This is a genomic window from Pedobacter sp. ASV12, from assembly GCF_016429155.1.
GTDB lineage: Bacteria > Bacteroidota > Bacteroidia > Sphingobacteriales > Sphingobacteriaceae > Pedobacter.
Genome location: NZ_JAELUC010000012.1, coordinates 38,467 through 63,494, shown reverse-complemented (window position 1 = coordinate 63,494; position 25,028 = coordinate 38,467). Strand labels below are relative to the sequence as shown.

Sequence of the window (25,028 nt, the reverse complement as noted above, 5' to 3'; positions counted from 1 at the left end):
ACTCCGTAAAATGCCACAGTCTGCAATAATGTTTGATACGAGCTGTTCAAATCAATATGGGTCTTGCGACCTGAGCTCTCTCCAAATCCATCTGTTCTTTCAAATGATCTGATTTCTGAGTGGCTTCATTCTTTATAAAAATGCCGTCGTGAGACTTTATTTGTTATAAACCGACTTTAGTCTTTCGACGTTCTGTCAGATTTGCTTTGCTTTTTGGGAGATTTCAGAACAGAATACCATAAGGCATGTACGAATAAAAAATCTATTTTTTTTGCTGATAAAGCTTAAATTTACGTTATGTCCACGAAGAGCAAACCAGATTCCAGTCCGTCAAAAAAAATATTTGTACTCGACACTTCGGTTATTTTATACGATCACGATGCAGTCAACAATTTCCAGGAACACGATGTAGCCGTTCCTGTATTGGTTTTAGAAGAGCTCGATAATTTTAAAAGCGGCAACGACACGCGCAATTTCGAAGCCAGGAACTTCATCAGAATCATCGATCAAGCCTCAAAAAAACACCTGATCAATGAATGGTTCTCTTTGCGCAAAAACAGTTTGGGTAAATTCAAGGTGGTACTGAATGAAAGTCCCAAAAGTATGGATGCCGAAAAACTCTTTGGCGAAGGCAAATTCGATCACCGCATTCTAAATACCGCATTAGCCCTGCAAGAAGAGAATCCAAGGCAAAAGGTCATTCTCGTCTCTAAAGACATTTGCCTCAGGCTAAAGGCCAAATCGCTTAACCTGCATGCTGAAGACTACGAAACCGGCAAAATCAAAAATGCCGATGAGCTGTACAGTGGTAAAACCGAATTGAAAGATGTTCCGCTCGAACTCCTCGACGATATTAAAAAAAACACGATTGTGGAAGCATCCGGTTTGGAGCTGCCTTATAAGGATTCCAATCATTTCTACAGTTTAAAAAACAAGAAAAGAACCGTCATTGCGGCTTATAGTGCAGTTACCAAAACCCTCCGTTTGGTAAATCAGGAACCAGTTTTCAATATTTCTCCGCGCAATGCCGAACAAGCCTTTGCCATTGATGCCCTGCTTAATCCCGACATTAAGCTGGTTACCATACAAGGCAATGCAGGTACCGGAAAAACCCTGCTGGCCCTGGCTAGTGCTTTGGAGCAACGGAAGGATTTCAGGCAGATTTACATTACCAGACCCATTGTGCCGCTCAGTAATAAGGACATCGGTTTTTTGCCGGGCGACGTGAAAGCCAAGGTAGATCCGTACATGGCCCCGATATGGGATAACCTCAAATTTATCAAGGAGCAGTTTAACGGCGACGACAAGATGCTGGCCAAGATCGACGAGCTGATCCGTACCGAAAAAATAGAAATTGCGCCCTTGGCCTTTATCCGCGGACGAACCATTACCAAGATATTTTTTATTATTGACGAGGCTCAGAACCTTACCCCGCACGAAATCAAAACCATTATTTCGCGGGCCGGAGAACATACCAAAATCGTTTTTACGGGAGATATCTATCAAATTGACACGCCTTACCTCGATTCGGAAAGCAACGGACTTTCTTACCTCATCGAAAACGCCAAAAAGCACCCGCTCTACGCACACATTACCCTGCAAAAAGGAGAAAGGAGCGAACTGGCCAACCTGGCCAACGAACTGCTCTAATGGTGTTTTCTGAGCGTAGCAACAATGATGCACAAGGCCACCAAGGTCAGTAGCGCACTAAAAATGAAAGGAGCACCGGGAAAATAAATACCATGATTGTTTCCTATGAAATACGCAAAAATATAAGCCATTGAAAATGGGCCAATGATAGCACCTGCGCTTTGCATGCTGGTCAGGATACCTTGGATTTCGCCTTGGGCATTATCAGGTACCTGATTGGAAATGATAGTTTGCATAGCTGGATTTCCAATACCCGCTAAACAATAAGGAAGAATAAAAATCATCATCATTAAGCCGTTGGGCGCAAAAGCAAAGCAGGAAAAACCAATAATATAGAGCGACATCCCTAAAATGATGGCTTTTTTATTGCCAATTTTAGGAATGACAATCCTAATCAGGCCACCTTGCACAATGGCAACGGCAATACCAACCACGGTTAAAGAGTACCCAATCATGGCTTCATTCCACTTGAATTTCTCAATAACATAATAGCCCCAATTAGACTGCACGGAATGACTGGCAATATAAAGCAATAGCAAGGCAAAAACCAGCCCTATAATGGTTGGGTATTTAGAAACGCTAACCAAAGAGCCAACCGGGTTAGCCCTTTTCCAGGAAAATTCGCGCCTTTTTTCCTTCGCCAAAGATTCTGGCAAGATGAAATAGCCATACAGCCAGTTTAAAAGTGCCAAGCCAGCGGCCACCATAAAGGGAACACGAAGCCCAAAATGGCTACATAAACCGCCAATCATGGGGCCAATGATGAATCCAATGCCAAAGGCTACACCAACCATTCCAAAATTCTGTGCTTTCTTTTCTGGCGTACTGATATCGGCAATATAAGCCATGGCCGTTGTAAAACTTGCCCCCGTAATTCCGGCAATAATACGGCCTACAAACAGCCAGGCTATAGTTGGGGCAAACGACAACAAGATATAATCAATGCCTAAGCCCAATAAAGAGATGAGCAAAATTGGCCGGCGGCCAAATTTATCACTCAAGCCTCCTACAATAGGCGAAAAAACAAACTGTGCAACCGCATAAGCCACCAATAACAAGCCCCCATATTCTGAAGCTACGGCTAATGATTTTCCTGAAAGTTGCCTAACCAAATTGGGCATTACAGGAATAATGATGCCAAAGCCGATACAATCGATTAAAATGGTAATGAATATAAAGCCAAGGGTTGATTTTTTAGTTGTCATGCCGTAAAAATAGTTGATTTGGGTTTATCAGGCTCAAAATAGTTCTTGAATTTGTTCAACAAGCTTAAAACCGGCTTTCAGTTTTCCGATCCTAAACTCATTAACCACTTCATGAGCCAATCGCGTAGGTTCTGGAATTCGGTACTTGCCAACACATTGTTTCATGATCAAAAGGCTTTTGGGCAAGCTTAGTCCATAACCTGGCGAAATGTATACGGGCTTGCTGTTTACTTTGGTGCGTAAGGCATAACCCAGCAAAGTTGACTGTTCGTGCATTTCGCTAAAAGAATATTTGAGGCCGTTGGGTTCTTTGTATTTGCCATATAGCGAATTTTTGGCACAACCAATGGTAGCCTGATGGGTTAAAACACCAAAATGTGAAGCAATTCCCATCCTCCTGGGATGCAATATGCCTTGTCCATCCAGTACCACCACATCGGGCTTAAGGCGTAGTTGCTCCCAAGCTTTTAGCAAAGTTGGTACTTCCCTAAATCCCAAAAAACCGGGTATGTAAGGAAAATCGCTAATTCCGGTGGCTAGCGAATAGGCCTTCAAAGTCATCTGGGGATAGCTCAATACCACAATGGCTGCATAAAACAGGTTACTGTCTTTATTGTACGAAATATCTGCTCCGGCAATGGTATGGATAGGCTGATGGTCTGGGATTTCAAATCGGAGATCCTTTCTCATTTCCTTTTGCAGGGCAATGGCTTCGGGTACGGTTAATTGATTGTAATCGATCATCAGAATAAGGCTAATTGGGTTGATGTTGGTGATTTGGCCTTCCCAAAAACCGTTCGGCCACCATATTTCCACGAATCGGCTCTTTCTTTCGCAAGCAATTCGTCGAAATTTCCATTGGGCACAAAATCGTCTTCCACGCCTGCAGCTATTTTAGACAGGGCTTTGATGGCCTGCGATTGCTCCGAACGGCCCAGCTTTGATTTATAGATGGCATTTTGCAAAGTGGCAAGGGTTTCATCATACACCTTGGTAGGAACAGGGAAGGGGTGGCCATCTTTGCCGCCATGTGCAAAAGAGAACCGGGCAGGATCCTTAAATCTTGCCGGACCGCCATGGATCACTTCGCTTACCAAAGCCAGCGATTGCAATGTTCGAGGACCTAAACCCTCTAAAAGCAACAATTCTTCGAAATTGGCAACGTTTTTTTCCTGTGCCAGCCATAAAACTGCTCCCAAGCGTTTCATATCTATGTTTTCGGCACGCACATCGTGATGATTCGGCATCACCAATCTTTTAACCTGTTCAATTTCGGCAAGCATTTTAACCGGCGATTCGGAAGCGATATCCATAATGGATTGTTTTAGCGGCTGGGCCTGCTTGTCGGTCAGGTTGAGGATAGCCCCACGATTTTCGCCATACACAAAGGTGTGTGGCTCTTCTGTAAACGACTGTAGGGAAGGGGCATGCCAATGGTATCGCCGGGCTGTGGCACTGGCATTGCTCATGCCTTGCTGGATAACTGTCCAATTGCCTTCATTGCTGACCACAAAATGATGCTGATAGAGCTGAAAACCATCTTGAACGGCAGTATTATCAACCTTTGCGCTTAACTTGCTCGACCGAACCAACGAATTGCCGTCCAATCCATTCGATTCGGCGTATTTTAGCAACTGGCTAGGAGCTAATTTAGATTGATTGCCCTTGCCGCCACAAATATACAGGCCAAATTCTTTAGCATTGGGATTGATGCTGCGCTTGAGGGCACCCATTACCGAGGTAGTGATACCCGATGAATGCCAATCCATCCCCATAACGGCACCCAAGCTTTGGAACCAAAAAGGATCGCTCAACCGGCTCAATAATTCGTTTTTTCCCTTATGGGCTAAGATTTCTTCTACAATGGCACGACCCAGTTTTGCCATGCGCTCTGCCAGCCATAGGGGAACAAATCCATGGTGCAAAGGTAAATCTGCTGTGCCTGCCTTTTTCATAACACTAACAAATTTAGTATTTTGCCTTCGGATTTAAAAATAAAAAACTAAAAATATTAGCTTATTATAGTTCTTGTAAAATAGCCAATAGATCACGCACCCTTTCTTCGGCAACGGGTAGTTCTGTTTTGTCGTTGAGCAGCATGGTATAGCCAACGTTTCGTACTATTTTTTTGATAAACAGCACGTTGACCATTACGCTTCGGTGTACCCTTAAAAAGTTCTTGGTTCCCTCGAGCAGCTGCTCAAAATGCTTCAAATTCTTGCTGACCAAATGATGGGTTCCATCTTTGATGGAGATGTGTGTATAACTTCCTTCGGCCTTAAAAAAACAGATGTCTTCAACATCTACGATTTCAAATCCGCTGGCCACGGGCAACACCATCTTTTTTTGCGCGCTGTTTAAAAGATTATGCTTCAATGCAGGCAACAACGCTTTGGTGGTATGATGGGCTGCAGAAGACAGCTTTTCAATGGCGGCTCTCAGTTTGTGTTCCTGCAAGGGTTTCATCAAATAATCGATAGCACACATTTCGAAGGCTTTAAGCGCATATTCGTTAAAAGCCGTGGTAAAGATGATTTCGAAGTCGATTTCTTTTGGATCAAAAAACTCCAACAACTGAATACCACTGTACACCGGCAGTTCTATATCAAGAAAAACCACATCTGGTTTATGCATCCTGATACTCCGTACGCCCGACGGCAGGTCTACACATTTGTCTGCCACCTGCACCAAAGGTTCTATATCGTTCAACATACTTTCCAGCAACTTGGCTGCATGGTATTCATCTTCTATAATAATTGCTTTATACATGATTTTGAGCGATTTAATCTAAAGAATTAGGGATGAGCAATACAACTTTGGTTCCCAGCGGCGAACCGTCGCCGGCTTTTTTATCGATGATTTCGAGGGCAATTTTTTGTGCCTCCAGGTGCAGGTTAATAATATCGATTCTTTTCTTATTGGCATCGTTGGCAAATGACCGGTGACCATTGCGTTTGCTGTTGAGCCATTTGCTCTGCTCGCGACCAATGCCGTTGTCATCTATAATGATTTCAAGCGTATCCTCGATTTGGTTGGGTACGTTTATTTCAATCAGCAGTTGCTTTGTGTTGTTGCTGTGCATAAGTCCATGTTTAATGGCATTTTCTACAAAGGGTTGGATCAGCATGGGAGGGATATAGAAATTTTCGGGATCAATGGCAGGCGATACCCTTAAAACAATATTGAGCTCTTCGCCAAACCTTGTTTTTTCGATATCGAGATACAAGTTGAGCAGGGCCAGTTCTTCGGCCAGCGATATGGTAGCTTTGTTGCTGTTGTCTAATATTTTTCTGGTCAGGTCGCTAAACTTGCCTAAGTACTCGCCAGCCAATTTTTTATTGTCCGAATAGATGTAGCTCTGGATGGTATTTAAGGCATTAAAGATAAAATGCGGATTCATTTGCGAAATAAGCGTAGCGAGGGTGTTCTGGTTCATGTTTTTTTTGTACTCGGCCTCTTGCAGCTGCTTGTTCATTTTCTCGTTGTGCAAATCATTATTCAGGCGTACCTGTGCTAACCTGTACCTGTAAAGGAAATAAAAGGCAATGAGGCAGAATATAATCAGCGTGAGAAAAAAATAGAGCCATTGCTGCTTTACTTTTAAATGGTCTAACACCCTTTGCTGGTCGAGGAACTGAATTTTACTGGCCTGCAATTTATTCAGTGTATTTAAAGAATCCTTTTCTTGATTGTATTCGAAATCCATTTGATGCAGCGCAATGCTTTTGTTCATTTCCGCATTGTAAACACTGTCTTTAAAATCCGAATAATCCTCATAGGTAGCTAAGGCGGCATAAGGCTGGCCCAATAATTTCTGTACCTTAACCAAACCATGCTGCGCAATGGTCAGCGCGTCCCATTGCTTGGCTAGGAGCGAAATGGAAATGGATTTCCGAAAAGCGACTTCCGAGTGGCGCAACTGGCTTTTTAGTACCGTATCTTGAACATACTTTGTGTCTGGTTTTATTTTTACAGACACCAGGTTGAGGTAAATTTGACCGATGTTGTTCTGGCATTCGGCTGCATAATCCTTGCCCATGTTGCCCGGCAGCTGATCGAACAAGCGGAAAGCCTCCTGGTTATAGAGCAGCGCATTTTTCGAATCGTTTTTCCTGCCATAGATTTTGGCTATGTTGAGCAGCGTGCGGGGAATATCATCTTTGGCCGGATTGGTTGCGGCGATCTGTCTAAAAATCGACAAGGCATCGGTAGCCAATTGCAGCGCCCGGTTGTAATGGCCTGTTTCCATTTCGATAATTCCCATCAGGCTTTCGTAGGCCGCCACATCTCTTTGGCGGTGGAGCTTTTTGGCCAGGTCTACCGATTTTTGCAGGTAATTTAAGGCCTCCGAATAATTTCCCTGAATCTGGTAAGCGCTGGAAATATTGGCTTGATAGCCCAAAATCTTTTCCTGATCATTGATTTCGCGTGCAATAGCTACTGCTTTTTGATAATAGCCCAGGGCTTTATTCGGATCAAAACGCAAATAGATATCGGCTATGTTGTGGATATTACGTGCCATCTGTGCCTTGTCTTTAAGCCTCGTATTGATCTTTAGGGCCTTGAGGTAATAATCTTGCGCCTTTAAAAAATTGCGCTTGGCCCAATAATTTGCGCCTAATGCATTGTAAGCCAATGCTTCGCCTTTGCCAAAACCGATGCGCCTGGCCAGTTGCAGGCATTTTTCGCCATAAGCAATGCCTTGCCTTGGATCAATAGGAAAATAAGCAAATGAAATGTGGCTCAAGGCAATAACCTTGTCGCTATCGTTGGTCAGTAAAGGAAGCTTTCGCTGCAGCGAATCTATCCGTTGCTGTCCCTGTTTTTGCGCATAGGCAAAAGCCGACATACACAACCCGACAAGCAGCAGGCACCAATATTTGGCAGGAGAGGGCATCACATCTTAAAAATAGGAAAAAAATAAGTGGATGCCTTAAATTTCACAAAGCGAAAAGCAGGTTTGGCAAAGCTATAGGGCAAACAGGCAAATTGGCTTTCAAATGCTGCAGCCAAAACCGCTAAATTCAATGCAAACCCAAACAAAATCGACCCCAAATGGAAACCTTAACCACGCTTGTCCCGAACAACGATTGGCAGCTTGCCTTGGTGAATGGCCAAAAGGCCGTTATCAGTTTGGAGATTGCTATCGAGGATTTGGCAATTTATCGGAAGCTGACCAATGTACTGACCAAACAGCTGGATTTTCTGGGCTCGAACAAAGCAAGTTTCGAGCAGCTAACCCGTCGCGAAAAACAGGTCTTGCACCATATTTTGCAAGGCTACAGCAACGAAGCCATTGCCGATATGCTTTGTGTGTCGTGCTATACCATTAAAACGCACCGGAAAAACATCAATGAGAAGCTTAATTGTAAAACGATGGTCGAGTTATTGCCTTATTTGTTATTCTTTTAATGGCTGATTAGTTATTTTTAGGGGATGGCTCATCCTATTTCCCCGCTTATTTTAGAACAATGGCTCAAAGCCTGGTGTTTATCGAGAAAACTGCCTTTACCGATTCCATTCAAATCGGGTTTTAAGGTAAACGTAGGTTACGAAAAGCAGAAGATACGCTATGTATTTCCGCAACTTAACAAAGATTTCCTCAAGCTGGCTAATCATATCGATGAGCCCTGGGTATTTCTTAAAGTGTGCGCGCCGCCAACGGCATTGCATGGCAAAATACCTGAAAAATGGGTTATACAGCCCCAAGGGTATATGATGTCGTGCCTTGAGCCCATGAAAATGCCCAATACCGAACTGCCCGAAGGCTTTCGATTAAAATTTGATTATTCAGGTGCAGTTTCGACCCTAAAAATCATCGCTCTAAATGGCGATTTGGCAGCCTCAGGCCATCTTGTACTCGTTGATGACTTGGCTGTTTACGACCGGATAAAAACTGAAACAGCGTACAGAAGGAGGGGGCTAGCCGGCTTGTTGATGAAAGAACTTGAACAAATTGCCTTATCGAAAGGTATTTTCAAGAATTTCTTGGTAGCCACCGAAGAAGGCAGATCCTTATACCAGTTTTTAGGTTGGGAACTGAATAGCTTTTATACCTCAATCGTTATCGAAAATTAGCCATTTTACATGTAAAAAACGTTAAAGCGGTGGCCATCCGGATCGGCAAAAACAAAGCCGTAATATCCATCACCAAACTCATCGGGCTTGGTGATCAGTTTTCCGCCCGCATTTTCTACTTCTTTGGCCCAATCGTCTGTTTGTGCTTTGCTTGACGCAGAAATCGTGAATATAATTTCATTTGCCTGTTGTGGATCAGCGAACTTGCTCTTGGTATTTTTTTCGAGGATATCCTTCAGGAAAAAATGAATAATAAAATTGTTCTCGGCAAATATGAAGCTCGTTAATTCGCTATTCGAGCCATTGGGCTTAAAACCCAGTGCGCTATAAAATGCCGTGGTTCGCTCGAGATCGCTTACGGCCAAATTGGCCCAAATCATTTTTGGTTTCATCATTTTTTGGTTAAGGGTAAATCATTAAGATTGCCGGTTAATATAACCTTTTTACAAAGCTATTGTTTAGCAAAATAATAACGACGGTATAAAAAAGACGATTGACAGGTGTATTTGAGACAAAAAGCAGCTCTATCGCGTGGCGTAAGGAGCTTTTCTTCGTTGATAGCCGATCGGCTTAAGGAAATTAGGCACGTTACCATGCTGATTGGCTAAATATTATAGTGTAATTTATTGTCCTATAATTTATGTTATGTTAACTAATAATTCCAACAATAATCTCCTCTTCTATTTTGACCATCTCGGCCACTTAAAATTCGTTGAGTTTTCTTTTGAGTTCCTGTACCTTATCTAACCTGTCTTTACGGGTATAGATTTCAATGAGCAATTGTACGGTATTCTTATCGTTCGGGTTGATCTCGTGCGCACGCAACAAAGTAAATTCGGCACGGTTCACATAAGAATTGAATTTTTGCTTGTTTTTTTCCTTCAATCCGGTATTGGCATTGTTAACGTAAACCAAGGCCAACTGATACAAAGCATCAAAATAATTCTGGTCAACTTCCAATGCTTTTTTATAAGTGGCTTCGGCGCCCGTGCTGTTGTTCAGTTGCGATTGTTGCAAATAGCCATATAAAAACAGCAACAGCTTGTTCCTTTTTTCCGTGGCTATAGAACCTTCGATGATTTTGGCTGCCTGCGTATATTTTTCGTTGTCCAACAACAAGTTGATGTAATCGTTGGTCAGAAACGGATGGTAAGGATTAAGCTTTAGGCCGTCTTCCAACATCCTGATAGCCATTTCGCTTTCAAATTTAGAGGCATAAATGCTGGCCATTTGTTGAAAAACAATCGGATTTTTGATGCCATTGTCTTTAGCCCTCTTAAAATACGTCAGCGCCTCATCGTACGATTGGATGTTTTGGGCGCACAATGCCACATTTACCGCAATGGCCGTATCTGTAGGCAGGTAATCGCTTACCTGTTTGAGCAAGCCAAAAGCCGTCATGAAATCGTTCTGCTGGAAAGCCTTGTTCCCTTCAGCCTGCTTTTTGATCATGATGTTATAATGCGCTGCCTTGATCAAGGTAGAATTGGCCTGGTATTTATCAAGTTCTTTGGCTTTTTCCAGTGCCTCTGTGGCCAGTCCGTAATATTTGTCGGCATTGGTTTCGTTGTCGTCAATCAGGGCCACATAAGAGCTCAGGTACGCTTTGATCGACCATGTTTCGGGCCAGTTCTTGGTTTTTTTATCATTCTGGGCTGCTTCTACCGCCTTAATCCCCTCTCCTATAACAGCCAGCTGCTTTTTGGCGTCTTCCTTGTTGGCGATACTGACCTGCAGCTTGCCTACGCTGTTCTGTGCCACCTGGATCTGCGATTTTTGGGCAAAGCTCTGATTAATATGGGCTAAACAAACGAAAACAAGGGCAAATATAAATTTATGATTCATGCTTCACAGGGGGTGTTGGTCAACAAAAATAACAAAAAAGAGGGATAAAAAAATTTATCCCTCTTTCCTTTAGGCTTTAAGCTATTCCTAGTTTGCCGGAATGGCATCCAATCTTTTCTTGATGGCTTCCCAATTAGCTGTATCGTTTTTGAAAGCATAGATTTGCTTCAAGGTTTCCAAAGCCGGTACATATTTCGGATTAATATCCAGCGCTTTTTTGTAAAATGGGATCGATTGGTCGATCAAGGCTACGATTTTAGCCGAAAGCGCATCATATTCTTTCGTTTTTTTGGCATCAAGCTTATTTCTTGTTTCCTGAACGGCCAAAGCTTGTTTATAATAGGTATCGCCCATCAGGTAATGGTAAACTTCTTTGCTGGGATCTTTGGCAATCAGCTTGGCCAACGATTCCTGAGATTTTACGATATCGCCTTTGGCAATGTACAAATCCGTTTCTGCACCAATAAAGTTGGCTTCGTTAGGGAATTTGGCCAAAGCTTCTTGAATGGTAGCCAAAGCCGCTGTGGTATCTTTCAGCTTATCGGTTTGCAGGTTAATGATCTGGATGTAGAAATCCTTAGACTCGGGTACATTTAAACTTACAACTTTCTTGAAATTATCTACGGCTTCCTGATATTTGCCAGTTAAATTGGCTGTTACCCCAACATTGATGTACATGGCGGTATCCTTTGGATTAGCGGCCAGCAACTCTTTAAAGATAGTCATGGCACCAGCATAGTCTTTATTGTTGTAGGCTCTAACCCCCCTGTTTCTTTTGGCATTGATAAGGTTGATCTCAGCTGTAGCAATATTGTCTTTTTCGCTGCCTTTGGTATCTAAAGTCTTGGCTTTGCCGATAGCTTCTTCGGCAATTTTTTGTTTGCTCAAGGCATTGTTTACGTCAACAGTATCCAACCTCGAAATCTCCGAAGAAAGCAGGGCCCTGTAAGACCAGGCTTCAGGCATCACCTTAGATTTTTCGTTGGCAATAGCCAGATCGGTATGGGCGAGGCCTTTGTTAAGCGCATCCATAGATTTGGCATAGCCTTGGGAGCTGATCATTGTTACGTACAAGTTCCACGATTTTTGCGACTCGTTTACTTCACTCTTTTGCGCATTTGCAAGCGTAGCAACACCTACAAGCAATGTACTTAAAAGCAATTTTTTCATTATTCTTTAGTTTTTTTCGAAATTATATTAATTATCCGCTGTTTCGCCTTCGGCAGCAGTATTGTTATTATTCTCTGGATTTTCGTCGGCCCCTGTTGCAGAGTCGGTTACATTTCCTTCTGTTTCCTCCTCTTCGTCTTCATGCTGGATCTTGGCTACCGAAGCAATCTCGTCATTACCTTTTAAAGTAATCAAACGAACCCCTTGCGTAGCCCTCCCCATTACCCTCAGCTCACTTACCACAATCCTGATTACGATACCTGATTTGTTGATAATCATCAAATCGTCGGCATCGGTTACGTTCTTAATGGCTACCAGCGAGCCGGTTTTATCGGTAATATTAATGGTTTTAACCCCTTTACCTCCCCTGTTGGTTACGCGGTAATCGTCAATATCGGTACGTTTGCCGTAGCCTTTTTCCGACACCACCAAAACAGTAGCTTCTTTATCGTCTACAGCAATCATGCCAACTACTTCATCTTGATCATGCGCTAAGGTTACGCCCCTTACGCCCGTAGCGGTTCTGCCCATTGGCCTCACGGTGCTTTCATTGAAGCGGATGGCCCTTCCCGAACGCAATGCCATTACGATTTCGCTACTTCCGGTAGTCAAGCTGGCCTCTAGCAATTGGTCGCCTTCATTAATGTTGATGGCATTGATACCGTTAACCCGCGGCCTCGAATAAGCCTCTAGCGATGTTTTCTTGATGGTACCTTTTTTGGTACACATGATGATGAAGTTATTCTCTAGGTACTCTTGGTCTTTCAGGTTAACTACCTTGATGTAAGCCTTAACTTTTTCTTCTTTCGGAATATTGATGATGTTTTGTAAGGCCCTGCCTTTACTGGTTCTGCTTCCTTCTGGAATTTCGTAAACCCTGAGCCAGAAACAGCGTCCGGCTTCGGTAAAGAACAGCATATAGTTATGGTTAGAGGCAATCAGCAGGTGTTCGATAAAGTCTTCGTTTCTCGAATCGCTGCCTTTTGAGCCCTTGCCGCCCCGGCTTTGCGTACGGTATTCTGTAGCAGGCGTACGTTTGATGTAGCCTTCGTGCGAGATGGTAATCACTACTTCTTCGTCTTCGATAAAGTCTTCCATGCTCATGTCTTCGGCAGAATGAACGATGGTGGTACGGCGCTCATCGCCATATTTGTCAGCCATTTCGGCCAATTCATCTTTGATGATCTGCATACGCAAACCTTCGTCGGCCAAAATAGATTTCAAATATTCGATGGTTTTCATCAATTCGGCATATTCTTCTTTGATCTTGTCGCGCTCCAGTCCGGTTAACCTACGCAAGGTCATGTCGAGGATGGCACGTGCCTGAATATCGCTCAGGCCGAATTTTTCCATCAAGCCTACCCTCGCCTCTTCTGGCGTGCTCGATGCACGAATCAGTTTGATAACCTCTTCAATATGATCGAGGGCGATTAACAAGCCTTCTAAAATATGGGCACGTTTTTCGGCCTCAGCCAACTCGAACTTGGTTCTGCGGATCACTACATCGTGGCGGTGGTCTACAAAGTGACGGATGATATCTTTAAGGTTAAGCAACTGCGGACGGCCGTTAACTAGCGCAATGTTGTTTACGCTGAACGAGGTCTGCAAAGCGGTTTGCTTAAACAGGTTATTCAATACGATGCTTGCATTGGCATCGCGCTTGATTTCGTAAACGATACGGATACCGTCTTTATTCGATTCGTCTTTGATGTTCGAAATACCCTCGATTTTCTTCTCGCCAATAAGTTCGGCGGTACGCTCAATCATTTGGGCTTTGTTTACCTGGTAAGGTATTTCGGTTACCACAATGCTTTCGCGGTCACGGTTGCTCTCTATCTCGGCTTTGGCACGCATCACGATACGGCCCCTGCCGGTTTCGAAGGCTTCTTGAACGCCGTTATAGCCGTATATGATTGCTCCCGTTGGGAAATCAGGGCCTTTGATATGCTTCATCAACTCGGCAATGGTAATTTCATTGTTGTCGATGTAAGCCACCGTGGCATTGATACTTTCGGTAAGGTTGTGCGGCGCCATGTTGGTTGCCATACCTACGGCAATACCAGACGAGCCGTTAATCAATAAGTTGGGAACTTTAGAAGGAAGAACGGTTGGTTCTTGTTCGGTATCGTCAAAGTTGAACTGAAAATCGATGGTATCTTTGTTGATATCCGCTACCATTTCTTCGGCAAGCTTGCTGAATCTCGCTTCGGTGTAACGCATCGCTGCCGGCGAATCGCCGTCAACCGAACCGTAGTTTCCTTGTCCGTCTACCATCAGGTAGCGCAGGCTCCACTCTTGTGCCATACGCACCATGGTCATGTAAACCGACGAATCGCCATGCGGGTGGTACTTACCCAGTACCTCACCTACGATACGTGCAGATTTTTTATATGGTTTTCCGGCACCTAAACCCAAACCCAGCATCCCGTACAGCACACGGCGGTGTACCGGCTTTAAACCGTCGCGTACATCGGGCAGGGCCCTGCTTACGATAACGGACATCGAATAGTCGATGTAGGCAGATTTCATCTGCTCGTCTATGTTAATCGGGACTATCTTGTCGTTCTCTTGATTTTCTAAATCTTCTGCCATAAATAATAATGTTCGTTAAAAACGAAATTTAAATTAGGTATTGTTATAACCTTGCGAATTTAACAAAATAAGCGCCAACCTGTGCACTGATGTGGAAAAGTTTTACACATGGGGATAATCGACTTTATCCTGTTATTTTGACAAGACAATGGCCTAAAAACGACTGTTGCATTCTTCATGTGGCTGCTCCTTTTCTGGAATTCAATACCGAAAATGTGGATATTGCCGCAAGGACCAGCATTGTTGCCCGGCTGACTTTGAAGCAGACTTACAAAGTTTTCGAAAACCTAGGAGGCGTGCTTTTTAATCCTAGGCCTTCAATACCGGATTATCGACAATGGGCAGCTTGGCAAACTGCATGACTTCGATGCTGGGCACGCCAAAATCCATCAATACCCTACCCAAAATAAGATAGCAGCCCTTGCCCCTGAACGGGTAAACCGGCGTACGGTTGGCAAAATGCGCAGTATCGAAAAAATCACCTTCGCTATCGATGAAAGTGCCAAACCACATTTTCGAATTTTGCGAGGTATGCACTGTTTTTTCGCACACATAATTGCCCAGCATTTTTACGACCCGCCCTTCGTGGCGGTCGAGGTCTTTGGCCAGCACATCGCCACGGTAACTGGTTTTGAGCAGATCGAACATGCTGACGCTGAGCGGAAAACCCAACAATTCCAATTCCTGATAGGCGTCTTCTACCCAATCGGTAGCCAGCGCAGGCAAAACGTAAGGCTTAACGGGCAGGCGAAATAATTCATGACCTGCTACTGGCTTATTCGAATTGCCCAAATGGTTGTGTACTTCCCAAAGCAGTTCTTTTTTGCTTTTGCCGGTAAAACGCAAGGCTCCTATACGGATCAAAATCAAGGCCTGCTCTAAAGTAAGGCTGGTGCGTTTAATCAGGTCTTCCAAATCGGCATAGTTGCCGTTGATTTTCCGCTCTCTCGGGATGAGCTCGATGAGCCTGTTTTCCAGTCCCTGAACACCAATAAAACCCAGATAGACCTGGTCTTTTTCAATGTTTACTTCGGCATCGCTATGGTTTACGCAAGGCAGGTTCACCTGCGCTCCTGTTTGCTTTAAGGCATGTACATACACCCAGCGCTGGTAAAAACCTCCATAATTGTTGAGCACGGCCACCATAAACTCCATGGGATAATAGGTTTTGAGAAACAGGCTCTGGTAGCTTTCTACGGCAAAACTGGCCGAATGGGCCTTAGAGAAACTAAATCCGGCGAAACTCGAGATCTGCCGCCATACCTCGGCCGTTACGGCCTCTTCTCTGCCCATGTCCCTGGCTTTGCTAAAAAAACGCTGGGCAAGCCGGTCAAATTCGACCTTTGCACGGTATTTGCCACTCATGCCCCGGCGTAAAATATCGGCATCGGCCAAGTCTAGGCCTGCATAGCCGCAACAAACCTTGATAACGTCTTCCTGGTACACCATAATGCCAAAAGTGTCGCCCAGCTGCTCTTCCATTACCGGGTGCAGATATTTTACTTTATCGGGTGCATGATAGCTTTGGATGTACATTTTCATCATGCCCGAACTAGCTACGCCAGGCCTGATGATAGAACTGGCCGCTACCAGGGTGAGGTAGTTGTCGCAACCCAGTTTTTTGAGCAGTTGGCGCATGGCTGGCGACTCGACATAAAAACAACCGATCGGCGTGCCCGCCTTAAGCTGTGCATTGAGGTTGGGATCTTCTTTAAAGGCCTTAAAATCGTGTATATCGATCTGTTTTTGTCGGTTTTGGGCAATAAGCTTTACGGCTTCCCTGATGTGGCCAATGCCGCGCTGGCTCAGGATGTCGTACTTGTCGAGCCCGATGGCCTCTGCTTCGTACATATCCCATTGTACAGTGGGCATGCCTTTGGGCGGCAAATCTAAAGCGGTATAATAGGTTAGCGGTTCTTCGCTGATCAGTATACCACCGGCATGGATAGAACGCTGATTGGGCATGTCGTTCATAAACGTGCCAACAGCCATGATTTTTTTGAAAACGGGATTGTTCCTGTTGGCTATTTCTTTGCTGGGGTCAACAAAATCGTCAATTTCGCTTTTAGGCAGGCCCATCACCTTGCCTACTTCCCTGATAACGGCCCTGGTTTTAAAACTGCTCATGGTACCTAGCAAGGCCGTATGGTTGCGCCCGTATTTTTCGAAAAGGTAGTTTTGGATATCTTCGCGTTCGTCCCAGCTGAAATCGATGTCGAAATCGGGTGGCGAGCTTCGCTTGTAGTTCAGAAAGCGCTCAAAATACAGGCCCAGCGCAATGGGGTCAACATCGGTTATCTTGAGGCAATAGGCCACGATGCTGTTGGCACCAGAACCTCGGCCCACATGGTAATAGCCCCTTTCCATGCCATATCGTACCACATCCCAGGTTATCAGAAAATAGGCGCAGAAATCAAGGTCGGCAATTACTTTTAATTCAGACTGTATGCGCCTTAAGGCTTCCTTGCTGTCGGCCCCATACCTATACTTGAGCCCTTTCATGGCCAGTTGGGTCAGCAGTTTCAGGTCTTCTTCGGCACTGCTGGTAAAGTATTTTTTGTTCTTTTTGCCAAAAGTGTATTCGTCGGTACTGCAGCTGTCCAGCAGTTTTTGGGTATTGTCTACGATGAAATCGCAACATGCGAATTTGGCACGCAGTTCGCGCTCGTCTACAAAAAACTCGTCGGGCTTACAGGTGTCTTTTTCGGTGAGCTTGCCCAGCACCGTATTCAGCCCGATTGCCCTCAGGTATTGATGCAGCCGGTATTCTATCTTGTCTTTTACCGTAACCGGATGAAAAACCACCAGTTGATGCTGCAAATGGCTCAAAGGCTTTCCGGCCATGCTGTTCAGTTCGCTGGCCCTGATGCCTATAAATTCGTTTTCGGCTAATTTGCTGCGCCTGCCATAGGGAAAGACAAGGTAAACATGCTGGAACTTTGGCGGCTCGAAAGGCAAGGGAGTTTGCCTGAGGTTATGGAGGGTCAAAAAATCGTTCAGTTCCTTCATGCCTTCCCTGTTTCGAGCAATACCGATGTAAAGCAGCTGTTCGTCGCGCCTAAATTCGATGCCCACAATGGGCTTAAATTGATAAGGAGGCCAGTATACGCCATGCCGGTCTTCAAAGCCTGCGCCGTGTTTCCTGCAAGTGCGAATAAATTCCATGCAGCCGGTAGAGTTGTTGATATCGGTAAGCACCAGCTGCCGGATGCGCTTAGCCCTTGCTTCCATCAGCAAGTTTTCGATGTGCATGGTGCCATACCTGAGGCTATATTGCGAGTGGACATTGAGAAACATCAGCGCCTATTTATCTGGAAAAACAGTGGCCAAACGAACGGCATCCGTACCATACAGGTTGCGGATTTTATCCATGCGCTGGTATAGGTTGTACATTTTTTCTGAAGGGCCGTACAGCGAAATCTGTTCGTAGCCACCTACCAGATGCGACAGCTTAACCCCCACCAAACGCAGCAACATGCGTTTTTGGTAAACCTTGTCGAAAAGTTCCTTGGCTTTGGCAATCAATAGCGAATCGAGCGAGGTATAAGGAATTTTGGCCTGTTGCGTAACCGTTTCGAAGTTGGCATAGCGGATGGTTACCGTAACACAGGCCGTTAGCTTGTGCTGCTGGCGCAGTTCGAAGGCCAGCTTGGTTACCATATCGGTGAGCATCACTTTGATGCCCGCTACGTCCATGCTGTCGCTATCGAAAGTGGTCTGCTTGCCAATGGATTTTTGTTCGCGGTAAGGCACTACGGGCGAAAGGTCGATGCCGTTGGCCTTTTGCCAGAGGCTGAGCCCGTTTTGGCCCAGGATTTTGAACATTAAATCGGGCGGAATTTGAGTGAGCGTATGGATTTTGCGCACGCCCATTTCGCTCAGCTTGATAAAAGTAGAATCGCCAAGCCCGGGAATTTTTTTGATGGAGAGCGGATTGAGGAAAGGCTGTACTTCTGGTTTGCTGATTTCCATTTCGCCATTGGGCTTGCACTCGTTGGTCACGATTTTCGATACCGTTTTGTTGATGGAAAGTCCGAATGAAATGGGCAAGCCGATTTGATCGTGTATGGATTTGCGCAGCTCCTGGGCAAATTTCATGCAGCCAAAAAAACGGTCCATGCCTGTCATGTCGATGTAATGCTCGTCGATGCTGGCCTTTTCTAAAACGGGTACCCTTTCTTGGAGCAACTCTGTAATCTGGTGCGAGTAATTGCTGTAATCGTCCATACTGCCTTTAACGAAAATGGCATGCGGACAAAGCTGGCGGGCCATACGCATGGGCATAGCCGAGTGTACGCCAAATTTACGGGCCTCGTAGCTGCAGGAAGAGACCACTCCCCTGTCGGAAAGCCCGCCAATAATCACGGCCTTTCCCGCCAGCCTGTTGTCTTTTTTAATCTCTACCGAGACAAAAAAGGCATCCTGGTCCATATGAATAATATGTTTATCGGCCAACTGCATAAATCAAGACAAATATAATACTAATATAATTAGTATTATTCATCTTAATTTAATTTTAGCTAAAATATTTAGTTTTAAAATAAGGGTTTGACCTGACTATAAAATTTTTAAATCGCTGGCTGCGCCACTACCCAGGAAATTCGGCTAAACTTGCCGACGGCAATGCAGCAAAGCTATACCCAGTCGATGCCTTTTTTAAGCAGGTTTTTGGTCTGTTCTTCTTCGCTACCAGCCAAAATTTGTGGATTGTAATTCCATTTGGCGGTTGGTGGCAGGCTCATCAGGATGCTTTCGATACGGCCATTGGTTTCGAGGCCAAATTTGGTGCCGGCATCATAAACCAAGTTAAATTCGGCATAACGGCTACGGCGCAGGTATTGCCATTCTTTCTGATGGTCGTTATATGCTTTATCGCGGTTGCGATCGATCAGTTCGCTATATACAGGAATAAAGGTATTGCCCACGGCCAAAGAAAAATCAAGCAGCTGCTTAAAATTCAGGGAGGTGTTTTCGGGTTTGAGCCTATCGTAAAAGATACCGCCTACGCCACGGGTTTCTTCACGGTGCTTAATGAAAAAATAATCGTCGGCATGCGCCTTGAATTTAGGATAAAAAGAGGAGTCAAACTCATCGCAGGTCTGTTTAAGGCGATGGTGGAAAAACCGGGCATCGGTTGGAATGATGTAATGCGGCGTAAGATCGATGCCCCCGCCAAACCAGCGGGTCTGCTCGTCCATTTCGAAATACCGGATGTTCATGTGGATGATCGGTACGAAAGGATTTTCGGGATGCATCACAATAGAAACACCGGTAGCAAAAAAATCGTCGTTTGCAACCTTGAATGCTTTTTTGACAGCTTCGGGCAATTTGCCATGTACGGCAGAGAAATTTACGCCGCCTTTTTCGATGACGTTGCCGCCTTGCATGACACGGGTCCTGCCGCCACCTCCACCCTCACGTTGCCAAAGCTCTTCTTCGAACTTTGCCCTGCCATCGGCCTGAACCAAACCCTCGCAAATACTGTCCTGAATTTGCTGATATGCTGCTGCTACTTCGTCCCTAAACATGGTTGATTATTTTGCTGTAAAGTTACGGCTAATTCGAGCTAATCGGCCGCAAATATAGAGAAAGTACATTGTTTTGACAGATACGATTACTTACAACGAAGCACGCATGCTTGGTTAAGCAATAAAGCCACAGCTTGACAGATTAGTATCAAACGGTGGCTTCAATATTAGTTAAATCAAACCTCTACATAATCCAGGTCTTTGTCAAAGCTTTCTTTTAATAGGCTAACTGCAAAAATGGCAACGATCGTTAAGAATGCAGTTAAGATGTAGGCTGAGGTTATAATATTGAATTTTTTAGCAAAAAACTGAAATAGAAACGTAATTGGAATCAAAGCCCCACGGACAAAATTTGGAGCTGTCGTAGTAACCGTAGCTCTGATATTGGTACCGAACTGTTCGGCTGCAATAGTAACAAATGTGGCCCAATAGCCTACAGAAAACCCCATAAAAAGGCATATCCATATAAAGTTATTGTTGTCTAGTCCATAACTGTTTAAATAATAAACTACGCTGATTGCTGAAAGCACGTGGAAGATTAGAACTGTTTTCTTTCTCGATTTTAGCACTTGAGCTAAGATACCCGTTACCAAATCGCCTATCGCTATGCCAATATAAGTGTACATAATCCCCGTACCCGCACTTAATGTTTCCTTCGCTTTTAAGGCTACACCAAATTCTGGAGCCAAGGTAACCAAAATACCTACAACAAACCACAAGGGTACCCCAAGCAAAATGCAGCAAAGATATTTGGCAAAACGTTTTCGATCATTAAAAAGCATGATGATATCGCCTTTTGATACCTCGCTTTTTGCAACATCTTTAAACATACCCGACTCAAAAGTTCCTAGTCTGAGAAATAATAAGAGTAAGCCCAGACCACCGCCTACAAAGTAAGCATCTGTCCAGTGGAAGTTTTTGGCAACAGTTGCAGCTGCCACTGCGCCAAACAGGCCCACACCAGCTACAATCATTGTTCCATAACCACGCTTTTCCTTACTCATTGTTTCCGTAACCAAGGTAATGCCTGCTCCGAGCTCTCCTGCCAAGCCAACACCGGCAATAAACCTAATTAGTGCATAGCTATTAACCGTTGTAACAAATCCATTAGCTATGTTGGCAATAGAATACAAAAGAATAGAACCAAAAAGCACTTTAATCCTGCCCAGCTTATCGCCCAATACTCCCCAAAGAATGCCACCCAACAAAAGGCCCAACATTTGAATATTAATAATGAATAAGCCTTCTGTCTGCATCCGATCTGTAGTAACGCCAATTTCTTTGAGGCTATCTACGCGTACTACAGAAAACAGCACTAAGTCGTAAATATCTACAAAATAGCCCAACGCGGCTACGATCACTAAAAAAACAATATTCTTGTTGGTCTGATTTTTTGGTTCTTCCATTATACGGTTTGGTTTGAGCCGATTAAACTACAAAAAAAACCGAAAATAAGGCTTGCGAAGTTTTTAAAAACTTTGCAAGCCTGCGTGCCTACTTTTCGAGCACGAGAAAATCAACGCTTCTGTTTGCCTTTTCCAGGCCCAGTCCCATGTCCTTTAAAATATCGTTTAGCGTTTCGGGTTTTTCGGGTTGGAACGAGAATTTGATGTCGAATTTTTCGTTGTTGCCGGTTTCGTTGAGCACCAATAGCCTATAAACGCCAAAGGTTTCCAAATAATCGGCAAAATCGTCCATGTTGATATTTTGCTGATCTATCTGGCCATGCATGGCGAAATAGGTTCTTTTACCAGCGGTATTGCGTTTGATTTTGTTGAATTTATCCTGGTCCAGGATCTTGAGCACATACACCTCTTTATCCTGCTTTTGTATCGATGCCTTGATGCCAAACTTCTTGGCCAATGCAGCCTTCAGGCTCGGAAACAATTGTTCTTTTTGGGGCACGATGATGTCGAGGCAATAGCGTTGCTTCTCTTTGTTGTCAACCTTGTTGATGGTTCTTCCATAGCCGAAACTGCCAAACGCTTCTTGGTACATATTGCCTACGCCCACATTGATAAAGGTAAGCCTCCTGCCCGCAAAGGCGGGCTGATCCATAAAATTCATCCGCATACCCGGACCACCTTTGATTTCGGGCTGTATCACCAACCTGCTTTTAACGGTGTCTTCGGCAAAAAAATAGGTCTTGATGTAGTCGGCCGTCAAATTGTCTTTTTTCTCCGGCAGGTGCACCTGTTGGTTGGCCAACAGGCTATCGATTACTTTTTCGGTAATGCTTTCTGGGTTAGTGCCCGCAATCAGCTTCCCATCGGGCGAAATGAGCACACTATGGGGAATGAGGCGATGCGGAAATAGATCGGCCAACTTTCCGGCCGTATCAATGGCATACCATAGTTTTGAGGGCCTTGCCTTCATAAACTGCTTGGTGCGTTCGGCAGTTTCCTGCGTTACATTGATTACCTGCAGCTTGTTTTTGTATTTATCCTGCAGTTGTTGCAAATGAGGCATGGCTTCTATACAGGCCCCGCACCAGGTAGCCCAAAATTCTATCCATACCAACCTGCCTTTCAATTGTTGCAGGTCAGCGGTTTTAACCGGTGCATTTAAAACCGTCGTTAATTTAAAATTGGGCACCAGCTCATTGTTTTTAACTTGGCCATAAGCAACATTGAGCAGTAAAAGGGTCATTAGGATTAACTTTTTCATGTATTTAAAGGTTTGTGTGATTAATTGATCTCCCACAAAAATGGCATCAAAACAAAGGCTGACAGGTTAAGTGTAGTTAAGTAAAGTTAATTAGTGTTAACTGATGCAGGGATTAACTGAAAGGAGTACTATGTTTGCAATATGCAGAAAAAGATAACCTGGGTTTTGGTTCTGATGAGCTTTTGTGTGCTGGGCATTACCGGCCTGCAGCTGTATTGGAACTACCAGAACTATCAGGCTACCGTAACTCGCTTCAAGAAAGACAGCAACGAGGCGCTGACAAAAGCCGTAGACGATGAAATAAACCTCAGGCATCAATTGATCAAATCGGCCGTAAAAAAATGGCTCAGCGATACCGCCTTCATCACTATTACCTGCGACATCAATAACCGAGACAGCAATACGGTTTTCCATATGCGCGATACACATCCCTATGAAAAAGGAAATAGACCGGTAAGTATAGGCATTACCAATTTTAAGGAAAAGGTGCGCAAAATTACTCCCCAGGCCAAAAGCATTTTCATTAATCATTTTACAGACAATACGCTTGGTGGCGATTTGCGCAAAGGCATCATCTATTTTTATACCCAGCGCCTGGGCGACAGCCTCTCGCACATTTATAATGCTACCAAAGCCAATACAAGCAGCCTTGCTGCCCTATTTAAAAAAGAACTGGCTAAAAAGGATATCTATACGCCATTTAGGCTCAATGCCGAAAAGAAAGACCGGAAAATATTCATTACCCAAGAAGTGAATACGGCCCTACGCAGGCCCTATGAAAAAGAAATGGTTTGGGCCAGCTTGGAAAATCCGAATATCTACTACCTCAGAGAGATGAAGTGGTTGATGATCAGCTCCCTGTTGCTGATTGGCATTACCATTTTCTGCTTTTACTACACCGTTAAAACCCTGCTTAGCCAAAGCAAGCTGGTAGCCATGAAAAATCAGTTCATCAGCAACATGACCCACGAAATCCATACGCCCCTGTCGTCGATACAGATTACCGCCGAAGCCATGCAACAGTTTGACCAGGACATGGCAACGCGTAACAAATACCTCGATATTATCCTTTACCAGACCAAGAAGCTCACCCATTTAACCAAAGAGATATTGGGCAGTGCCAAATTGGAGCAAATTGCCTTCCCAACAAATGAAACAATAGAGCTAAGGGAACTGCTGGCGGAGGTTATCAATTCGACAGCTTTACCTACAAACGCCCACATCCAGTTGGAGGCTAGTGCGGCATTGACAATTAAAGGTAATCAGTTGCATTTGTTCAGGGCATTGAGCAACGTAGTTGAAAACGCCATCAAGTATAACACTTCCTCAAACCCTTTAATTACAATTCGCTATCTTATTAAGGATAAATACATTAATATTTTAATTGCAGATAACGGCCCTGGTATTGCCGACGAATTTAAAGCCAAAATATTCGAACAGTTTTTTCGCGTCCCAACAGGCAATGTACATGATATTAAAGGCTATGGCCTGGGCCTCAATTATGTGCAAAATGTTATTGTGCAACACCATGGCCAAATCAAGGTAATTGATAACCAACCCCATGGCAGTATCTTTGTCATTCAACTCCCTAGCTAATGGCAAACAAAAGACTATTGTTGGTAGAAGACGAACCTTTCCTGGCCAAGGTCATTGCCGATAGCCTCGAACAGAAGGGATATGCGGTGAGCCATGCGCCAGATGGAAAAAAAGGCTATAATATCTTTCAGAACGGCATATTCGACTTGTTGATCTTAGATGTGATGTTGCCCCATACCGATGGTTTTACCCTGGCTAAGCAGGTAAGGCAAAGCAACGAAAACATCCCTATCTTGTTTCTGACCGCCAAAACCACTACTGCCGACGTCATTGAAGGCTACCAAAGCGGCGGCAACGACTACCTTAAGAAACCTTTCAGCTTGGAAGAGCTCTTTCTCCGCATAGATGAGCTGCTGAAAAGAACATTACGGGAAGACAAGGCTATTGCCGAATCGATCGTTATTGGCGATTATTTATTCAACCACCCCAAGCAGGAGCTTTCTTTGAGAGGCAATGCCATACAGCTTTCGCACCGGGAAGCAGAATTGCTATGGCTCCTCTACAAAAACAAAAACCGCTTAACCGAACGGAAAATGGCCCTGTTGTCATTGTGGGGCGACGACAGTTTTTTCAATACGCGTACCATGGACGTCTTCATCACGCGTTTGCGCAAGCATCTGCAGGATGATGAAAGCGTGCAGATCATCAACGTGCGTGGCATGGGCTATAAGCTGATTTGTTAGGTCAGGAATTACAA

Annotated in this window: 19 protein-coding genes; 5 read left to right on the top strand and 14 right to left on the bottom strand. The window is 44.4% G+C overall.

The features are described 5' to 3' along the window. The first annotated feature begins 297 nt into the window (after positions 1-297). Complete coding sequence (locus JHD69_RS05460; protein ID WP_199138128.1) at positions 298-1,650, top strand: PhoH family protein; 1,353 nt, start codon at positions 298-300, stop codon at positions 1,648-1,650. On the opposite strand, the gene JHD69_RS05455 is transcribed toward JHD69_RS05460, so the two are convergent. The 5 genes from JHD69_RS05455 to JHD69_RS05435 form a co-directional block, all read right to left on the bottom strand. Continuing rightward, entirely contained in the window at positions 1,647-2,855 is a 1,209-nt protein-coding gene (locus JHD69_RS05455) for a TCR/Tet family MFS transporter (RefSeq protein ID WP_199138126.1), read from the bottom strand. The genes JHD69_RS05460 and JHD69_RS05455 overlap by 4 nt on opposite strands. A gap of 33 nt (positions 2,856-2,888) precedes the next feature. Further along, positions 2,889-3,599 (bottom strand): endonuclease V, encoded by a 711-nt coding sequence (locus JHD69_RS05450; RefSeq protein ID WP_233165724.1) that lies wholly within the window; start codon positions 3,597-3,599, stop codon positions 2,889-2,891. Then, positions 3,599-4,810 carry a DUF763 domain-containing protein gene (locus JHD69_RS05445; protein WP_199138124.1) on the bottom strand — a complete coding sequence of 404 codons (1,212 nt, stop codon included), beginning with the start codon at positions 4,808-4,810 and terminating at the stop codon, positions 3,599-3,601. Before JHD69_RS05445 ends, JHD69_RS05450 begins: the two co-directional genes overlap by 1 nt. Positions 4,811-4,874: 64 nt before the next feature. Next, positions 4,875-5,624, bottom strand: coding sequence for a LytR/AlgR family response regulator transcription factor (locus tag JHD69_RS05440; protein ID WP_199138122.1), 750 nt, complete (start codon positions 5,622-5,624; stop codon positions 4,875-4,877). Between the two features lie 13 nt (positions 5,625-5,637). Then, entirely contained in the window at positions 5,638-7,752 is a 2,115-nt protein-coding gene (locus JHD69_RS05435) for a tetratricopeptide repeat-containing sensor histidine kinase (protein WP_199138120.1), read from the bottom strand. Between the two features lie 158 nt (positions 7,753-7,910). On the opposite strand from JHD69_RS05435, the gene JHD69_RS05430 reads away from it, so the two are divergent. Beyond that, complete coding sequence (locus tag JHD69_RS05430) at positions 7,911-8,267, top strand: response regulator transcription factor (protein ID WP_199138118.1); 357 nt, start codon at positions 7,911-7,913, stop codon at positions 8,265-8,267. Between the two features lie 24 nt (positions 8,268-8,291). Beyond that, positions 8,292-8,933: a GNAT family N-acetyltransferase gene (locus JHD69_RS05425; protein ID WP_199138116.1), complete on the top strand. Its 642-nt coding sequence runs from the start codon at positions 8,292-8,294 to the stop codon at positions 8,931-8,933. A gap of 5 nt (positions 8,934-8,938) precedes the next feature. Here the strand turns inward: JHD69_RS05425 and JHD69_RS05420 are convergent, their stop codons facing one another. The 9 genes from JHD69_RS05420 to JHD69_RS05380 all read right to left on the bottom strand — a co-directional run bounded on the left by JHD69_RS05420 (position 8,939) and on the right by JHD69_RS05380 (position 22,735). Beyond that, positions 8,939-9,325 carry a VOC family protein gene (locus JHD69_RS05420; protein WP_199138114.1) on the bottom strand — a complete coding sequence of 129 codons (387 nt, stop codon included), beginning with the start codon at positions 9,323-9,325 and terminating at the stop codon, positions 8,939-8,941. A gap of 310 nt (positions 9,326-9,635) precedes the next feature. Next, positions 9,636-10,778 carry a tetratricopeptide repeat protein gene (locus tag JHD69_RS05415; RefSeq protein WP_199138112.1) on the bottom strand — a complete coding sequence of 381 codons (1,143 nt, stop codon included), beginning with the start codon at positions 10,776-10,778 and terminating at the stop codon, positions 9,636-9,638. Between the two features lie 87 nt (positions 10,779-10,865). Continuing rightward, positions 10,866-11,948, bottom strand: coding sequence for a tetratricopeptide repeat protein (locus JHD69_RS05410; protein ID WP_199138110.1), 1,083 nt, complete (start codon positions 11,946-11,948; stop codon positions 10,866-10,868). Positions 11,949-11,975: 27 nt separating this feature from the next. Beyond that, positions 11,976-14,540: a DNA gyrase subunit A gene (gene gyrA / locus JHD69_RS05405; protein ID WP_199138108.1), complete on the bottom strand. Its 2,565-nt coding sequence runs from the start codon at positions 14,538-14,540 to the stop codon at positions 11,976-11,978. 309 nt (positions 14,541-14,849) lie between these two features. After that, positions 14,850-17,837: a DNA polymerase III subunit alpha gene (gene dnaE / locus JHD69_RS05400; RefSeq protein WP_199138106.1), complete on the bottom strand. Its 2,988-nt coding sequence runs from the start codon at positions 17,835-17,837 to the stop codon at positions 14,850-14,852. A gap of 6 nt (positions 17,838-17,843) precedes the next feature. Then, positions 17,844-19,001 carry a DNA polymerase IV gene (dinB, locus tag JHD69_RS05395; RefSeq protein ID WP_199138104.1) on the bottom strand — a complete coding sequence of 386 codons (1,158 nt, stop codon included), beginning with the start codon at positions 18,999-19,001 and terminating at the stop codon, positions 17,844-17,846. A 173-nt stretch (positions 19,002-19,174) separates the two neighbouring features. After that, positions 19,175-20,068, bottom strand: a complete 894-nt coding sequence (gene hemF / locus JHD69_RS05390) for an oxygen-dependent coproporphyrinogen oxidase (protein WP_199138098.1) — start codon at positions 20,066-20,068, stop codon at positions 19,175-19,177. Between the two features lie 176 nt (positions 20,069-20,244). Then, the gene (locus JHD69_RS05385) at positions 20,245-21,474 is read right to left on the bottom strand and encodes an MFS transporter (protein WP_199138097.1); all 1,230 of its coding nucleotides are present in this window, start codon (positions 21,472-21,474) and stop codon (positions 20,245-20,247) included. Positions 21,475-21,562: 88 nt separating this feature from the next. Next, entirely contained in the window at positions 21,563-22,735 is a 1,173-nt protein-coding gene (locus tag JHD69_RS05380; RefSeq protein ID WP_199138096.1) for a redoxin family protein, read from the bottom strand. 141 nt (positions 22,736-22,876) lie between these two features. Here JHD69_RS05380 and JHD69_RS05375 point away from each other — a divergent pair, with 141 nt between their 5' ends. Next, on the top strand, positions 22,877-24,331 hold the full coding sequence (locus JHD69_RS05375; protein WP_199138095.1) for a sensor histidine kinase: 1,455 nt from the start codon (positions 22,877-22,879) through the stop codon (positions 24,329-24,331). Further along, positions 24,331-25,014 carry a response regulator transcription factor gene (locus tag JHD69_RS05370; RefSeq protein ID WP_199138094.1) on the top strand — a complete coding sequence of 228 codons (684 nt, stop codon included), beginning with the start codon at positions 24,331-24,333 and terminating at the stop codon, positions 25,012-25,014. Before JHD69_RS05375 ends, JHD69_RS05370 begins: the two co-directional genes overlap by 1 nt. Positions 25,015-25,028 lie beyond the last annotated feature (14 nt).

Coding starts and splice junctions, on each gene's coding strand:
- JHD69_RS05380 (WP_199138096.1), bottom strand. CDS start 22,735: ATGAAAAAGTTAATCCTAATGACCCTTTTACTGCTCAATGTTGCTTAT.
- JHD69_RS05445 (WP_199138124.1), bottom strand. CDS start 4,810: ATGAAAAAGGCAGGCACAGCAGATTTACCTTTGCACCATGGATTTGTT.
- JHD69_RS05415 (WP_199138112.1), bottom strand. CDS start 10,778: ATGAATCATAAATTTATATTTGCCCTTGTTTTCGTTTGTTTAGCCCAT.
- dnaE (WP_199138106.1), bottom strand. CDS start 17,837: ATGTTTCTCAATGTCCACTCGCAATATAGCCTCAGGTATGGCACCATG.
- JHD69_RS05440 (WP_199138122.1), bottom strand. CDS start 5,624: ATGTATAAAGCAATTATTATAGAAGATGAATACCATGCAGCCAAGTTG.
- gyrA (WP_199138108.1), bottom strand. CDS start 14,540: ATGGCAGAAGATTTAGAAAATCAAGAGAACGACAAGATAGTCCCGATT.
- hemF (WP_199138098.1), bottom strand. CDS start 20,068: ATGTTTAGGGACGAAGTAGCAGCAGCATATCAGCAAATTCAGGACAGT.
- JHD69_RS05425 (WP_199138116.1), top strand. CDS start 8,292: ATGGCTCATCCTATTTCCCCGCTTATTTTAGAACAATGGCTCAAAGCC.
- JHD69_RS05375 (WP_199138095.1), top strand. CDS start 22,877: ATGCAGAAAAAGATAACCTGGGTTTTGGTTCTGATGAGCTTTTGTGTG.
- JHD69_RS05460 (WP_199138128.1), top strand. CDS start 298: ATGTCCACGAAGAGCAAACCAGATTCCAGTCCGTCAAAAAAAATATTT.
- JHD69_RS05450 (WP_233165724.1), bottom strand. CDS start 3,599: ATGATCGATTACAATCAATTAACCGTACCCGAAGCCATTGCCCTGCAA.
- JHD69_RS05430 (WP_199138118.1), top strand. CDS start 7,911: ATGGAAACCTTAACCACGCTTGTCCCGAACAACGATTGGCAGCTTGCC.
- JHD69_RS05385 (WP_199138097.1), bottom strand. CDS start 21,474: ATGGAAGAACCAAAAAATCAGACCAACAAGAATATTGTTTTTTTAGTG.
- JHD69_RS05370 (WP_199138094.1), top strand. CDS start 24,331: ATGGCAAACAAAAGACTATTGTTGGTAGAAGACGAACCTTTCCTGGCC.
- JHD69_RS05455 (WP_199138126.1), bottom strand. CDS start 2,855: ATGACAACTAAAAAATCAACCCTTGGCTTTATATTCATTACCATTTTA.
- JHD69_RS05420 (WP_199138114.1), bottom strand. CDS start 9,325: ATGAAACCAAAAATGATTTGGGCCAATTTGGCCGTAAGCGATCTCGAG.
- JHD69_RS05410 (WP_199138110.1), bottom strand. CDS start 11,948: ATGAAAAAATTGCTTTTAAGTACATTGCTTGTAGGTGTTGCTACGCTT.
- JHD69_RS05435 (WP_199138120.1), bottom strand. CDS start 7,752: ATGCCCTCTCCTGCCAAATATTGGTGCCTGCTGCTTGTCGGGTTGTGT.
- dinB (WP_199138104.1), bottom strand. CDS start 19,001: ATGCAGTTGGCCGATAAACATATTATTCATATGGACCAGGATGCCTTT.